We start from the raw sequence: 13,199 nt of genomic DNA, 5'->3' as shown, positions 1-13,199 counted from the left end.
CCGCCTAACCACCGCCACACCACGACCCATCCCACGCCGCTTCGCGACGCGGGATGCTGCCGCGTGTCTACGCACGGTTCGATTTTCGAGTTAGGGCCTGTGTGTCCCCACTCGAGACGGAGCTGCGTCGCGGCGAAGGGCGCTAGCCCTCCGCTGTGGCTGCCCGCCCTGCCGATGTGCTGGTGAGCGGTATACCTGTGAGTCATAGATATGACTCACAGGTATACCGCTCACTACCGCATCCGCCCCCACGGAGGTGACTGACGGTAGCCGCCGGCCGTCGGCTGCGCTCACCGCCCCAGCCAGGGTTGGGACTCGTCTAGGGGAGGCCGCGGCGGAGGAGTTGGGTGGGGAGGACCGTGGTGGACGGCGCGGACTCGTCGTTTCCGGCGATCCGCTGGAACAGCCGCTCGGTGGCGACCCGTGCCAGCTCCCGGGTGTCGTAGGCGACGACGGTCAGGGGCCGGGGCATCAGGTGGGACAGCTCGAAGTCGTCGAAGCCGACAAGCGCGGCGTCGCTGCCCCGGCGGTGCAGCTCCTGGAGCGCGCCGACGGTGAGCCGGTTGTTGGCGCAGAAGAAGGCCGTCGGCGGGTCCGCCAGGTCCAGCAGCGCGGCGACCGCCCGCCCGGCCTCCTCGGGCGCGATGAGTCTCTCGGAGACCAGCGACTCGTCCGGTGTGACTCCGGCCGCGGCCAGCGCCGCCCGCGCCCCGGCCAACCGTTCGCGCATCGTGGGCACGCTCGGCGCACCGAGCAGCAGGCCCACCCGGCGGTGCCCCTGGTCGAGCAGCGCGGCGACGGCGGCGTGGCTGCCGCCCCGGTTGTCCAACAGCACCGCATCGGCGTGCAGCCCCTGCGGCGGCCGGTCCAGGAACACCACAGGCATCCCCAGCTCGACCTCGCGCCGCAGGAACGAGTGGTCGAGGCCCGCCGGCACCACCAGCAGCCCGTCGACCCGGCGCTGGGTGAAGTCCTGGAGCAGGGCGCGTTCCCGCTCTGGGTCCTCCTCCGACGAGGCGGTGATCAGCATCGTGCCGTGGGCGGCGGCGATCTCGGCGGCAACGCTGGCGATTGTCGCGTAGAACGGGTTGGCGATCTCCTCGATGAGCAGCCCGACCGTGGCGTTGAGCTGCCGGGAGCGCAGGTTGCGGGCGATGTCGTTGCGCCGGAAGCCCAGCTCGGCGATGGCGGCCAGCACCCGGCTGACCAGCTCCTGACCCACCGGCTCGTCGTTGACCACCCGGGAGACCGTCTTCAGGCTGACCCCGGCGTGCCGGGCCACGTCGACCATCGTCGGGCGCCGACGCGTCGTCGGCCGGGTCGGAGTCTGGGTCACGGATCCTCCACGGCGGGCACCGGTCAGCGGTCGAGGGCAGCGAGCGCGTCGACCGCCTTACGGGCGGCGACGAGCACCGGATCCCACACCGGCGCGTACGGCGGAGCGTAGCCCAGGTCCAGTGACGTCATATCGTCCACCGTCATGCCGTTCCAGAGTGCCACGGCCAGCGTGTCGATCCGTTTGGCCGCCTCGGACCACCCGACGATCTGCGCGCCGAGCAACCTGCCGCTGGGCCGCTCGGCGATCAACTTGACGGTCATCGGCCGGGCGCCGGGGTAGTAGCCGGCCCGGTTTGTCGACTCGGCGACCACCGAGACGAAGTCGAAACCGGCCAGGGTGGCCTCCCGCTCCCGCAGGCCGGTGCGCCCCACCTCCAGGTCGCAGACCTTGGTCACGGCCGTGCCGATCACGCCGGCGAAGGTGGCGTACCCGCCGCCGATGTTGATCCCAGCCGCGCGGCCCTGCTTGTTGGCGTGCGTGCCCAGCGGCACGTGCACCGGCATCCCGCTGACCCGGTGCAGCGTCTCCACGCAGTCGCCCGCCGCCCAGACGCCGGACAGCCCGGTCACCCGCATCCGGCGGTCCACCCGGATGCCGCCGGTCGGCCCGATCGGGAACCCGGAAGCCTCGGCGAGCGCGGTGTTCGGGCGTACTCCCAGGCCCAGGACCACGACGTCGGTCGGGATCGGCCCCTCGGCCGTGACCACCGCGGACACCCGGCCGTCCCGCTGCTCCAGGCCGGTCACCGGCAGGTCGGTGCGGATCGTGACACCCAGGCCGCGCATCGCGTCGGCGACCAGCTCGGCCATGTCGCCGTCGACGGTCGCCATGGGCTGTGAGCCCGCCTCGACCAGGGTCACCGACAGGCCGCGCTGCATCAGCGCCTCGGCCATCTCGACGCCGATGTAGCCGCCGCCGATCACCACCGCCCGGCGCGGCCGTGGCTCACCCTCCAGCCAGTCGCGCAGCGCCGCCCCGTCGTCGAGGGTCTGCATGCCGAACACGCCGCCCGCGTCGGTGGCCGCCCAGGGTGGCTGCACCGGCACCGCGCCGGTGGCGTACATCAGGTCGTCGAAGCGCTCGCGGACCTCGCCGCCGCCCTCCAGGTCGCGGGCGACCACCTCGCGGCGGTCCAGGTCGATGGCCGTGACCTCGTGGCGCAGCCGGACGTCCATCGCGTACGTCGTGCGGAACGTCTGCGGGTCCCGCGCGATCAACGCCTCCGGGCCGGACACCAGGCCACTGATCCAGTACGGGATGCCGCACGCCGAGTACGAGGTGAAGTGGCCCCGCTCGAAGACCACGATCTCCAGGTCGTCGCGGTCGCGGCGGCGTCGGGCCTGGGACGCCGCCGACATTCCGGCGGCGTCCCCGCCGATGACGATCAGCCGTTGCGCCACGGCCTCATCCTGTCACGACGGTGTTCAGCCACGGGTCTGCCGCGCGACGTCCTGCACCACGTCGGTGAGTCGGCCGGTGCGCTCGTACACCGCGCGCTGCCGGGCCGCACCGCTGCCGTGCCGCCGCAACCCGCCCAGCAGGTCGGTCACGTCGGCCCAGTCGCCGTGCTGCTCAAGCGCCGGCCGCAGCCGCTCCACGAGCCGGTCCAGCAGCTCCCAGGCCGGGCGCACCTCGCCGGTGGTGACGTCGACCGCGTCGCCCTCCAGGCCGTCGTGCGCGGCCCGCCAGTGCGCGCCGACCAGCAGGTGGTGGTCGGTCCGCAACGCCGGCCGCCCCGCCTCGACATCCGCCATGGCGGTCGCCACCAGGGCACGGACCAGGGCGGCGACCAGCACCGCATCGTCCACCGACGGGCAGACGTCGCCGATCCGCAGCTCCACCGTCGGGTACTTCGCCGACAGGCGGGCGTACCAGTAGAGCATCCCCTCGTCGAGCATCACCCCACTGGAGATCAACTGCCGGATCAGCCGCTGGTAGTGCTCGTGCGACTCCAGATAGGGAGTCGGGGCCACCGACGGCCAGCGCTCCCACTCCACCGAGCGCCAACTCGCGTAGCCGGTGTCCTCGCCCCGGGAGAACGGGGAGTTGGTGGTCATCGCGTGCAACATCGGCAGCCAGGGGCGTACGTGGTTGAGCACCTGCACACCGGTCTCCGGATCGGGGACGCCGACGTGCACGTGCATGCCGTTGTTGCCGGGGCCGGGGACGAGCAGCCGGAACCGCTCGATCATCCGGTCGAAGCGGGGCTTGTCCACCACCGGCGGCACCGGACCGTCCACCGGACCCGTGCCGATGGCGAGCAGGCGTACGCCGGCCCGCTCGGCGGCGTCGGAAAGGGCCCGCCGCAGCACCCCGAGGGAGTGCCGGATCGACGACAGCTCCAGGCCGGGCGGGCTGCCGATCTCGATCTGACTGGTCTGGAACTCCCGCTCCACCTGCCCGCGAAGCTCGGCCGGCACCTGCTCCATCACCAGGTCGACGGCCGGGACCGCGGCCCCGGTGTGCGGGTCGACGAGCAGGAACTCCTCCTCGACACCCACGGTGAGCAATCCGGTCGCCGCAGCCATCTCGCTGGCCGCCTCCGCCACCTGACCGGTCATCGACACCACCGTCCGTTCCTACCGGTCGCGGTCCATCCGCGTCGGTCCGCTGTCTGGTTACCCAACGTGGCGACACCGGGAAACGTGGCGTGGCTGTCGTGCTCGGGTGTGCCGCCGATTTCGGCGGGACGACGTGACAGCCGGTCCTATGCTGAGCCCGTGCCGGTGCCACTGGGGTTTGTCGGGGTCGCGTGGATGGTCGCGTTCGCCCAGCTCACCCTGCTCGCCGGCCGTCCGACCGACCTGCTCGCGGGTGCCGCGCTGACCGCCCTGGTGCTGCTCGCCGTGGTGCTCGCGGCGCGGGTGCTGGGCAGGTCGGGCACCCCCGGCACCGGGCCGCGGTGGGCCGGGCTGCGCGCCCGGTCCCGTGGCCGCCGAATGCCCCGGCAGATCGACCCGGACGCCGCCGGTCGCCCCCGCCCCCGTGCCCCGGGACACCCCTCGGCCGCGTAGCGCCACGCCGCCGCGCGGCCGATCCCGCCGTCACCGGTCCCCCTGTCGAGCGTCAATCGGGCTGTCGAGCCTCGCTCGGGGGAGGACCCCACCGGAATCGGACCGAGGGGTTTGTCCATGCTTGCCTTCGCACCACTGCACGACGTCGTCGGCGCCGCCGGCACGGCACTGTCCTGGCTCACCGACCTGCTCACACCACTGGCCGGCACGATGGCGACCGCCGCCGCCATCGTGCTGTTCACCGTCGCCGTCCGGCTGCTGATCTCGCCACTCACCGTCGCGCAGGTCCGCGGCGAGCGGCGCCGCGCAGCGCTCACCCCGCAGGTGCGAGACCTCCAGCGGCGGTACGCCGACGACCCGGCGAAGGTTCAGCGCGAGGTGTTCGCGTTGTACTCCGAGGCGGGGGCGAACCCGATCGCCGGCTGCCTGCCGTTGCTGCTCCAGGCGCCGTTCCTGCTGGTGCTCTACCGGCTGTTCGCCACGAACGAGGGCGGCACCGGGCTGCTCGACGAGCGGCTCGCCGGGGTGCCGCTGGGCCACCACCTCAGCGACGGTGTGGCCGGGGCGGCCGGCCCGCTCTTCGCCGTACTGCTGGCCGTGCTGCTCGCGGTGGCCTGGTGGTCGTCGCGGCGGGCGCGGCGGGCCTCGGCGGCCGTCGGCACGGTGGCCGGTACGCCCACCGAGGGGCCGGGCGCGGCCGTGCTCGGGCGGCTGCTGCCCCTGCTGCCGTTCACGACGGTGCTGGTGGCGCTGGTGCTGCCGCTCGCCGCGGTCATCTACCTGGTGACCACGAGCGTGTGGTCGGCGGTCGAGCAGGCGGTGCTCCGCCGCCCGCAGGCAGTTGCGGCGCCGGCCGACCGGTAGCGGAGCCGACCGGTAGCGGATCAACGACCGGCGGTCACCGACCGCCGGTCGTCGCGCTCCCGACGCCTGCGGACCTTACGGATCACCCACAGGACCACCATGACGACGAAGACCGCCACGATCGCGTAGTTGAACCAGTCGCTGTAGCGCTCCACGTCCTGCCACCGCTTGCCGAGCCCGTAGCCGGCCCCGACGATGAGCCCGTTCCACACCCCGCTGCCGATCGTCGTGAACAGGATGAACTCGCCCAACGGCATCCGGTTGGCCCCGGCCGGAACGGAGACCAGACTGCGGACCACCGGCACCACCCGGCCGATCAGCACCGCCCACCGGCCGTGCCGCTCGAACCACTTGTCGGCCTTCTCCAGGTCGTCGCTGTCGACAAGCGGGATCCGGTCCAACCACCGCTTGAGCCGCTCCTCGCCGAGCGCCGCGCCGAGCCAGTACAGCACCAGCGCGCCGACAAGCGAGCCGACCGTCGCGGCCAGCGTCACGAGCAGGACGTTGAACTGACCCTCGTGGGCCAGGAAGCCGGCCAGCGCCAACACGATCTCGCTGGGGATGGGCGGGACGATGCTCTCCAACGCCACCAGCAGCGCCACGCCCACCGGTCCCATCGCCTCGATCACCGAGGCCACCCAACCGGTCAACCCGGTGAACTCGGCCGGGTCGCCACTCTGGGCGTACGCCATGGTCGTCCTTCCGGTCGGCTGCGGGGGATCGGATTGTCATACCCAGCAAGGCGATTACTACACCTCGGGGTGCAGAGCGGTGTCCGCCGGACCCTGCCGCCACCCGGTGAACACCACGCTCAGGCCGGCGCGCGACGGCGCACAGCAGAACGGCCCGGCCACCGCCTCGGCCGCCGGATCCAGCGGGCAGAGCCGGACCAGTCGCCACGGCTCGTCGTCGGCGCGGGCACGGACGGTCAGCGCGTCGCCGGCCCGACTGATCCGGACGGTCACCTCCCGGCCCACCCACTGCGGCACCGGCGCCACCGACCAGTCGGACAACTCCCGGGTCACCACCGCGCCGACCTGCGCCTCGCCGTCGCTGATCTCGACGCCGGCCTTGGTCCAGGTCCGTTCGTCGACCCGGACGAGCGCACCGGCCTGGTCGAACTGCGCCGCGAAGTCGAGCCGGAAACTCACCTCCATGGCGGTGTCGACCGGCAGCGGTGCCAGTAGCGCCGGGCCGTTGTCGTGGACGAAGCCGTAGCTGGTCCGCCGCCAGAAGTCGCTCTCCGCCGCCGGTTCGACGACGAGCTGGCCGGCGGGACCCTCCTCGACGCGTACCGGTGGGTGCAGCCACCTGCCCGCGGACCAGTCCAATGGTGTGCTCGGCGGAACCAGGTCGTTTCCCATGACAGGCACGATAACCAAGGGTTTGCCGCGGTGATCGTTCGGAGATGTTCCTCCGGCATGGGTGACCGTTGGTATTCCGAAGCCGTCGTCTACTGCCTCGACATCGACACGTACGCCGACTCCGACGGCGACGGGGTCGGTGACATCCGTGGGCTCATCGGGAGGCTGGACTACCTGGCCCGGCTCGGGGTGACCTGCCTGTGGCTGCACCCGATCCACCCGTCGCCCAACCGCGACGACGGGTACGACGCCACCGACTTCTACAACGTGGACCCGCGTTTCGGCACCCTTGGCGACTTCGCCGAGCTGCTGCACCAGGCCCAGAACCGGGGCATCCGAGTGATCATCGACCTGGTGGTCAACCACACCTCCGACGAGCACCCGTGGTTCCAGTCCGCCCGGTCCTCGCCGGACTCCCCGTACCGCGACTGGTACGTCTGGTCCGACACCGAGCCGGACGACCGGCACCAGGGCATGGTCTTCCCGGGTGAGCAGGACGAGACCTGGAGTTACGACCGGACCGCCAAGGCGTGGTTCTACCACCGGTTCTACAAGTTCCAGCCGGACCTCAACTTCGCCAACCCGCAGGTCCGGGCGGAGATCAAGAAGATCATGTCGTTCTGGCTCCAGCTCGGCGTCTCCGGCTTCCGGATGGACGCGGTGCCGTTCATCATCGAGCTGACCGAGCCGGGCAACCCGAACTCCCCGAAGGACTTCGAGTTCCTCACCGAGATGCGCCAACACGTGCAGTGGCGGCGCGGCGACGCCGTCCTGCTGGCCGAGGCGAATGTCGAGCCGGACCAGCTGCCGACGTTCTTCGGCGACACCAGCGGGTCCGGCAACCGGATCCACATGCTGTTCGACTTCATGCTCAACGGGCGACTCATGCTCTCCCTGGCCCGGCAGGACCCGGAGCAGTTGATCGACGCGTTGCACGACACCCCGAAGCTGCCCGTCGGTGGGCAGTGGGCCACCTTCCTGCGCAACCACGACGAGGTCGACCTGTCCCGGCTGACGACCGAACAACGCAACGAGGTGTACGCGGAGTTCGGCCCGGACGAGAACATGCGCATCTACGACCGGGGCATCCGTCGCCGGCTCGCCCCGATGCTCGGCAACGACCGGCGGCGCATCGAACTGGCGTACGCCCTCCAGTTCTCGATGCGCGGCACGCCGGTGCTGCGCTACGGCGAGGAGATCGGGATGGGCGAGGACCTGTCGCTGCGGGGTCGGGACGCCATCCGTACCCCCATGCAGTGGTCGTACAAGCCGAATGCCGGCTTCTCCACGGCGGACCCGGAGAAGCTGGTCCGCCCGGTGATCGACAAGGGTGAGTTCGGCTACCAGAATGTCAACGTCACCGCCCAGCGGGGCGACCCGAAGTCGCTGCTCGCCTGGTTCGAGCGCATGATCCGCACCCTGCGGGAAGCCCCGGAGATCGGGTCCGGATCGACGACGCACATCGACGTGGCGGTGCCCGCCGGCGTACTCGCGCACCGGGCGGACGGGCCGACCGGGACCATGGTCTTCGTGCACAACCTGGGCACCGACGACGTCGAGGTGGACCTGAGCAGCCTCGAACCGGAGGCCGACATGCCGATCGACGTGCTCACCGACCGCGGTTACGGCGAGCTGGGCAAGCTCGGCGCGGTGAAGGTCTCCGGCCACGGATACCGGTGGATTCGCCTATGCCGGGGGCCGGCCTGTTGACGTTAAGCTCCTCCGATCGACCCCACGTTACCGGGAGGTAATCATGTCGGAGGAGTCCCGCGTCGCCATCGTCACCGGAGCCGCACGCGGCATCGGCGCGGCCACCGCCCGACGGCTGGCCGCCGACGGGATGGCCGTGGCCGTCGTCGACATCGAGGAGTCGGCCACCAAGGACACGGTGGACGCCATCGTCGCCGACGGTGGCCGGGCGCTCGGTGTGGGCGCCGACGTCTCCGACCGGGACCAGGTCGAGGCTGGGGTGGCCCGGATCGCCGCCGAGTTGGGCGCGCCCACCGTGCTGGTCAACAACGCCGGCGTGCTGCGCGACAACCTGCTGTTCAAGATGACCAACGCCGACTGGGACACCGTGCTGGGGGTGCACCTGCGGGGCGCGTTCCTGTTCAGCCAGGCCGCCCAGAAGCACATGGTGGACCGCAGGTGGGGGCGGATCGTCAACCTCTCCAGCACCTCCGCGCTGGGCAACCGGGGGCAGGCGAACTACGCCGCCGCCAAGGCCGGCCTCCAGGGCTTCACCAAGACGCTCGCCATCGAGCTGGGGCCGTTCGGGGTGACCGTGAACGCGGTCGCACCCGGCTTCATCGTCACCGACATGACCGCCGCCACCGCCGCCCGGATGAAGGTCGACTTCGACGACTTCAAGAAGCACGCGGCGGCCGAGATCCCGGTGCGTCGCCCGGGGTTCCCGGAAGACGTCGCGCACACCATCTCGTTCCTGGCGAGCGAGGGTGCGGGCTTCGTCTCCGGTCAGGTCATCTACGTCGCGGGCGGCCCCCGGGACTGACCGGTCCTCCCGGCGAGGGCGCTCCATCGCGAAGGGGTGCCCTCGTAGCCGGGTCTGCGCCCGATCCGGCGGGTGTGCGGCGGGTCAGGCGGGTGTGCGGCGGGTCAGGCGGGTGCGCCGCGGGTGCGCCAGAGCCAGATCAGGCCGAGCACCGGCAGCACCAGCGGGATGTAGCCGTACCCGCTGCCGAACTGCGACCAGACCGTCTCGTCCGGGAAGAGCTCCTTGTCGACCAGGCTCAGGATGCCGACCGCGACCACGCCGACCAACTCCACGGAGCAGCACGCCAGCGCGACCCGTCGGCCGGTGTGCCCGGCCCGGGCCAACCCCACCGCCGCCACGATGTAGATGAGCGCGGCCACCCCGGAGAGCAGGTACGCCACCGGCGCCTCGTCGAACTTCGTGGCGAGCTGCAGACCCGCCCGGCTGGTCGCCGCGATGGCGAAGAGCAGGTAGACCGCGATCAGCAGCCGACCGGGGCCGGCGTTCGTGGCGCGTCCGGCCGGTCGTGTCTCAACCACCGAGCACCTCCCAGGTCTGCTGCAACCGGACCACCACCACCGGGGCCACCAGGCAGACCGCGCAGACGATCGCCGAACCCCAACGGGTCGGCTCCATCCGGGCCAGCACCCAGGCCAACGGCGGCAGGCACACGAGCGTGACCAGGTAGCCGAAGAAGGCGCCGGGCTCACCGGGCCGGTCCCCGCCGCCGACCGCGACCAGGGCCAGCACGCTCAACACGAGCAATGCCACTTCGAGTACGCCCAGACCGATGAACTGCACCCGGTCCGGCGGCCGTTGGCGCACCGCCGCCACCAGCGCCCACACCGCGACGAGCAGCGACAGCACGATCGACACCGTCGCGACGATTCCGTCCACCGGCGAGTCGATGCTCACGCTGGTCACCGGACCTGCCCGGTCGTTGCCTCGGTCACCGGCACAGCCTACTAACCGCCGTAGTAATCGGTTGCCCCCGCCTGGCCTCCGCCGTGGCGGCCTCGTGCCTGGCCTCCGCCTTGGGGCTCCGTGCCTGGCACCCGCCTTGGGGCTCCGTGCCTGGCACCCGCCTTGGCGGCCTCGGGGCCTGACCTCGGCCTTGGGGCTCCGCGCTTGGCGGTGACCAGCGACCAGGTGCCGATAGCGGGGCAGGAGGTGTCCGCGCTCGCTGTAGAGCTGCCCCACGAATGGGGCGCGCGGGGCGTCGGGCGTCGGGCGGGGCGTCGGGCGTCGGGCGGGGCGTCGGGCGGGCGTCGGGCGGGGCGTCGGGCGTCGGGCGGGGCGTCGGGCGGGGCGCCCCACATCTGGGGCAGCTCTACAGGCACCGACCGGGACCCCGGTCACGCCCGGGCCGCACAGGACATGAGCTGCTCGGGTTGTTCGACCCGCCGCCGGTGCCCCTGCGTCGGCGACTAGCGTGGATCACGGCCGTGGCGTTGCCACGGGGTGGGGAAACAGCGGAGGTACACGTGCTGCGGTTCGGCTTGTTCGGCACCGGTCACTGGGCGATCGAGACGCACGGGAAGGCGTTGCACGCGCACCCGGACGCGGAGTTGGTCGGGGTGTGGGGGCGTAACCCGGAGCGGGCCTCCGCGCTGGCCGAGCGGTACGGCGTGCCGGCCTACGCCGACGTCGACGCCCTGATCGAGCAGTGTGAGGCGGTCGCCGTCGCGCTGCCGCCGGACGTCCAGGCCGACATCGCGGTCCGGGCCGCGTCCGCCGGGCGGCACCTGCTGCTGGACAAGCCGCTAGCGCTCAGCGTGGCCGACGCCGACCGGGTCGTCGCCGCCGCCGAGGAGTCCGGGGTCGCCTCGGTCGTCTTCTTCACCCAGCGGTTCCAGCCGAACGTGACAGCCTTCCTCGCCGCCACCGCCGCGGTCGGAGGGTGGCAGCACGGTCGGACCACCGCGTTCGCCTCGATCTTCCAGGACGGCAGCCCGTACGGCGGGTCGTTGTGGCGTCGCGAGCACGGCGCGCTCTGGGACATCGCCCCGCACGCACTCTCCATCCTCCTGCCGGTGCTGGGCCGGGTGACCCAGGTGGCCGCGATGGACGGGCCGAGCGGGATGGTGCACCTGCTGCTCACCCACGAGGGTGGTGCCACGAGCAGCGCCTCACTCTCCCTGGACGCCCCGACCGAGTCGATGGCCCGGGAGTTCGTGTTCTACGGCGAGAGCGGAATCGAGAACGTCCCGTTCGGCGAGAACGACGCCGCCACGGCGTTCGGTGTCGCGATCGACCAACTCGTCGAGCAGGTACGGGCCGGCACCCGGGACCACCGTTGCGACGTCCACTTCGGCCGCGAGGTCGTCGCCATCATCGCCGCCGCCGAAACCGCCCGAGCAGAAGCCCGCACAATCCCCCTCCCGTAACAACCCCCAACCCCAACCCCAACCACCACCGGCCGCCCTCGGTGATCATGGAGTTAGCGACGCGACACGCCGCGCCGGACGGCTATAACCTCATGATCACCGAGGGTGGCAGGGGGTTGGGTCGGGGCTGGGTTGGGGTCGGCAGGGGTTTAGCTGAGCGTGGTTAGGGCTGCGGCCAGCTCGTCCGGGGAGGCGAACTGCTCGGGTGGCAACGCCTGCAACATTTGCAGCATCGCCGTGCTGGCCCCGTTCTCCTGGCCCCAGCGGACCAGGTCCTCCCGGGAGACCGGGTAGTCGAGCCCGGCCAGGTACTCCTGCAACTGAACGCCGGTGACGGTCATGCCGGCCGGCTACCCGCTCGCGGTGGGCGTACACCGTGCTGGCCGGCACGGAGGACGGCCCGGCGGTCGGCGTGTCGGCCCGCGACGCGCCCACGGTTTGCCCCAGCGGCGGTCGGGTAGCCGCTGGCATGCTGGTTCAGCGGCTCGGCGCGCCGAGCGACTTCGACCCGTTGCTGGAACGCGTTCGAGACGCCCGGGTGGTGATGATCGGCGAGTCCACCCACGGCAGCTACGACTACTACCGGTTGCGGGAGCAGCTCACCCGACGGTTGATCGCGGAGTGCGGCTTCTCCTTCGTCGCGGTGGAGGGTGACTGGCCGGACTGTGATCGGGTGCACCGGTCGGTGACGGCCGCGCCCGGCGGCGCGCTCCAGCCGCAGCTCGCGCTCGACCAGTTCGAGCGGTGGCCGACCTGGATGTGGGCCAACGCCGAGGTGGCCCGGTTCGCCACCTGGTTGCGGGCCTGGAACGTGGAGCGGCCGGAGGATCAACGCGCCGGGTTCCACGGGCTCGACGTGTACAGCCTCTGGGAGTCGATGCAGGCGATCTTCGACTATCTGGGGGAGGAGGACCCGACGTCGCTGGAGGCCGCGCAGGACGCGTACCGGTGCTTCGAGCCGTACGGCAAGAGGGTCGAGGAGTACGGCGCGGCCAGCCGGTTCGTCTCCGCCCGTTGTGAGGAGGAGGTGGTCCGCCTGCTCGCCCGGACCCGTGAACACGCCCTCTCCGACGGGCCGGACCGCTTCTCGGCCTGGCAGAACGCGGAGGTGGTTGCCGGCGCGGAGCGGTACTACCGGGCGATGGTGGCTGGCGGGCCGGACTCCTGGAACATCCGCGACACCCACATGCAGGACACCCTGGACCGGTTGCTGGACCGGTACGGCCCGGATGCCCGGGGCATCGTCTGGGCGCACAACACGCACGTCGGGGACGCGCGGGCCACCGACATGGCCGCGGACGGGATGGTCAACATTGGTCAGTTGGCCCGGGAACGGCACGGCGACGACGACGTGGCGCTGATCGGCTTCGGCAGCTACCGGGGCACGGTGATCGCCGCACCCCGCTGGGGCTCGCCTCCCGAGCCGATGGTGGTGCCACCGGCTCGGGAGGGGTCGGTCGAGCGGCGGCTGCACGAGCTGATGCCGGACCGGGCGGTGCTGATCTTCGGCGGTGACGACCAGCCGGGCTGGGTGACCGACACCGTGGACCATCGGGCGATCGGGGTCGTCTACGACCCGTCCTTCGAGTCCTGGGGCAACTACGTGCCGACGCGGCTCGGCGACCGGTACGACGCCTTCATCTGGTGCGACGAGACCACGGCTCTGCACCCGCTACCGGTGTCGGCCGCTCCCGGCGAGATGGAGACGTACCCGGCCGGGGTGTGACCGGGTACGTC

Annotated in this window: 14 protein-coding genes; 6 read left to right on the top strand and 8 right to left on the bottom strand. The window is 71.7% G+C overall.

What is annotated here, in order from left to right; genetic code table 11:
- Nucleotides 1–319: 319 nt before the first annotated feature.
- The 3 genes from AB0C25_RS16785 to AB0C25_RS16775 all read right to left on the bottom strand — a co-directional run bounded on the left by AB0C25_RS16785 (nt 320) and on the right by AB0C25_RS16775 (nt 3,900).
- On the bottom strand, nt 320–1,291 hold the full coding sequence (locus tag AB0C25_RS16785) for a LacI family DNA-binding transcriptional regulator (RefSeq protein ID WP_357373990.1): 972 nt from the start codon (nt 1,289–1,291) through the stop codon (nt 320–322).
- Between the two features lie 68 nt (nt 1,292–1,359).
- The gene (locus AB0C25_RS16780; RefSeq protein WP_357373955.1) at nt 1,360–2,739 is read right to left on the bottom strand and encodes an FAD-dependent oxidoreductase; all 1,380 of its coding nucleotides are present in this window, start codon (nt 2,737–2,739) and stop codon (nt 1,360–1,362) included.
- Between the two features lie 24 nt (nt 2,740–2,763).
- Nucleotides 2,764–3,900, bottom strand: coding sequence for a glutamate--cysteine ligase (locus AB0C25_RS16775; RefSeq protein WP_357373953.1), 1,137 nt, complete (start codon nt 3,898–3,900; stop codon nt 2,764–2,766).
- Nucleotides 3,901–4,059: 159 nt separating this feature from the next.
- Here AB0C25_RS16775 and AB0C25_RS16770 point away from each other — a divergent pair, with 159 nt between their 5' ends.
- Together AB0C25_RS16770 and yidC are read left to right on the top strand one after the other, a co-directional pair.
- Complete coding sequence (locus AB0C25_RS16770) at nt 4,060–4,353, top strand: DUF6412 domain-containing protein (protein ID WP_357246498.1); 294 nt, start codon at nt 4,060–4,062, stop codon at nt 4,351–4,353.
- Nucleotides 4,354–4,470: 117 nt separating this feature from the next.
- Nucleotides 4,471–5,217 carry a membrane protein insertase YidC gene (gene yidC / locus AB0C25_RS16765; RefSeq protein ID WP_357373951.1) on the top strand — a complete coding sequence of 249 codons (747 nt, stop codon included), beginning with the start codon at nt 4,471–4,473 and terminating at the stop codon, nt 5,215–5,217.
- Nucleotides 5,218–5,237: 20 nt separating this feature from the next.
- Here the strand turns inward: yidC and AB0C25_RS16760 are convergent, their stop codons facing one another.
- A complete protein-coding gene (locus tag AB0C25_RS16760) occupies nt 5,238–5,909 on the bottom strand; it encodes a DedA family protein (RefSeq protein ID WP_357373949.1) in 672 nt (223 codons plus the stop codon).
- A gap of 57 nt (nt 5,910–5,966) precedes the next feature.
- The gene (locus tag AB0C25_RS16755) at nt 5,967–6,581 is read right to left on the bottom strand and encodes a DUF1349 domain-containing protein (protein WP_357373946.1); all 615 of its coding nucleotides are present in this window, start codon (nt 6,579–6,581) and stop codon (nt 5,967–5,969) included.
- 57 nt (nt 6,582–6,638) lie between these two features.
- Here AB0C25_RS16755 and AB0C25_RS16750 point away from each other — a divergent pair, with 57 nt between their 5' ends.
- Nucleotides 6,639–8,291, top strand: a complete 1,653-nt coding sequence (locus AB0C25_RS16750) for an alpha-amylase family protein (RefSeq protein WP_357373944.1) — start codon at nt 6,639–6,641, stop codon at nt 8,289–8,291.
- Nucleotides 8,292–8,334: 43 nt separating this feature from the next.
- Complete coding sequence (fabG, locus tag AB0C25_RS16745; protein ID WP_357373942.1) at nt 8,335–9,093, top strand: 3-oxoacyl-ACP reductase FabG; 759 nt, start codon at nt 8,335–8,337, stop codon at nt 9,091–9,093.
- 104 nt (nt 9,094–9,197) lie between these two features.
- Here the strand turns inward: fabG and AB0C25_RS16740 are convergent, their stop codons facing one another.
- On the bottom strand, nt 9,198–9,614 hold the full coding sequence (locus AB0C25_RS16740; protein ID WP_357373938.1) for a hypothetical protein: 417 nt from the start codon (nt 9,612–9,614) through the stop codon (nt 9,198–9,200).
- On the bottom strand, nt 9,607–9,999 hold the full coding sequence (locus tag AB0C25_RS16735; RefSeq protein ID WP_357373936.1) for a hypothetical protein: 393 nt from the start codon (nt 9,997–9,999) through the stop codon (nt 9,607–9,609). The genes AB0C25_RS16740 and AB0C25_RS16735 overlap by 8 nt, the downstream gene beginning before the upstream one ends.
- Nucleotides 10,000–10,559: 560 nt before the next feature.
- Between AB0C25_RS16735 and AB0C25_RS16730 the strand changes: the two genes are divergently transcribed.
- The gene (locus tag AB0C25_RS16730) at nt 10,560–11,462 is read left to right on the top strand and encodes a Gfo/Idh/MocA family oxidoreductase (protein ID WP_357373934.1); all 903 of its coding nucleotides are present in this window, start codon (nt 10,560–10,562) and stop codon (nt 11,460–11,462) included.
- Between the two features lie 149 nt (nt 11,463–11,611).
- Here the strand turns inward: AB0C25_RS16730 and AB0C25_RS16725 are convergent, their stop codons facing one another.
- Entirely contained in the window at nt 11,612–11,803 is a 192-nt protein-coding gene (locus AB0C25_RS16725; protein ID WP_357246473.1) for a DUF2795 domain-containing protein, read from the bottom strand.
- A gap of 128 nt (nt 11,804–11,931) precedes the next feature.
- Between AB0C25_RS16725 and AB0C25_RS16720 the strand changes: the two genes are divergently transcribed.
- Nucleotides 11,932–13,188, top strand: a complete 1,257-nt coding sequence (locus AB0C25_RS16720) for an erythromycin esterase family protein (RefSeq protein ID WP_357373988.1) — start codon at nt 11,932–11,934, stop codon at nt 13,186–13,188.
- Nucleotides 13,189–13,199: the final 11 nt, after the last annotated feature.

The organism is Micromonospora sp. NPDC048839, from assembly GCF_040649915.1.
In the GTDB taxonomy this organism is placed as follows: domain Bacteria; phylum Actinomycetota; class Actinomycetes; order Mycobacteriales; family Micromonosporaceae; genus Micromonospora.
Note: the sequence above shows the minus strand (reverse complement) of the source record. Positions and strands in the feature narration are given on the sequence as shown.

Coding starts and splice junctions, on each gene's coding strand:
- AB0C25_RS16760 (WP_357373949.1), bottom strand. CDS start 5,909: ATGGCGTACGCCCAGAGTGGCGACCCGGCCGAGTTCACCGGGTTGACC.
- AB0C25_RS16725 (WP_357246473.1), bottom strand. CDS start 11,803: ATGACCGTCACCGGCGTTCAGTTGCAGGAGTACCTGGCCGGGCTCGAC.
- yidC (WP_357373951.1), top strand. CDS start 4,471: ATGCTTGCCTTCGCACCACTGCACGACGTCGTCGGCGCCGCCGGCACG.
- AB0C25_RS16775 (WP_357373953.1), bottom strand. CDS start 3,900: ATGACCGGTCAGGTGGCGGAGGCGGCCAGCGAGATGGCTGCGGCGACC.
- AB0C25_RS16720 (WP_357373988.1), top strand. CDS start 11,932: ATGCTGGTTCAGCGGCTCGGCGCGCCGAGCGACTTCGACCCGTTGCTG.
- fabG (WP_357373942.1), top strand. CDS start 8,335: ATGTCGGAGGAGTCCCGCGTCGCCATCGTCACCGGAGCCGCACGCGGC.
- AB0C25_RS16755 (WP_357373946.1), bottom strand. CDS start 6,581: ATGGGAAACGACCTGGTTCCGCCGAGCACACCATTGGACTGGTCCGCG.
- AB0C25_RS16750 (WP_357373944.1), top strand. CDS start 6,639: ATGGGTGACCGTTGGTATTCCGAAGCCGTCGTCTACTGCCTCGACATC.
- AB0C25_RS16785 (WP_357373990.1), bottom strand. CDS start 1,291: ATGGTCGACGTGGCCCGGCACGCCGGGGTCAGCCTGAAGACGGTCTCC.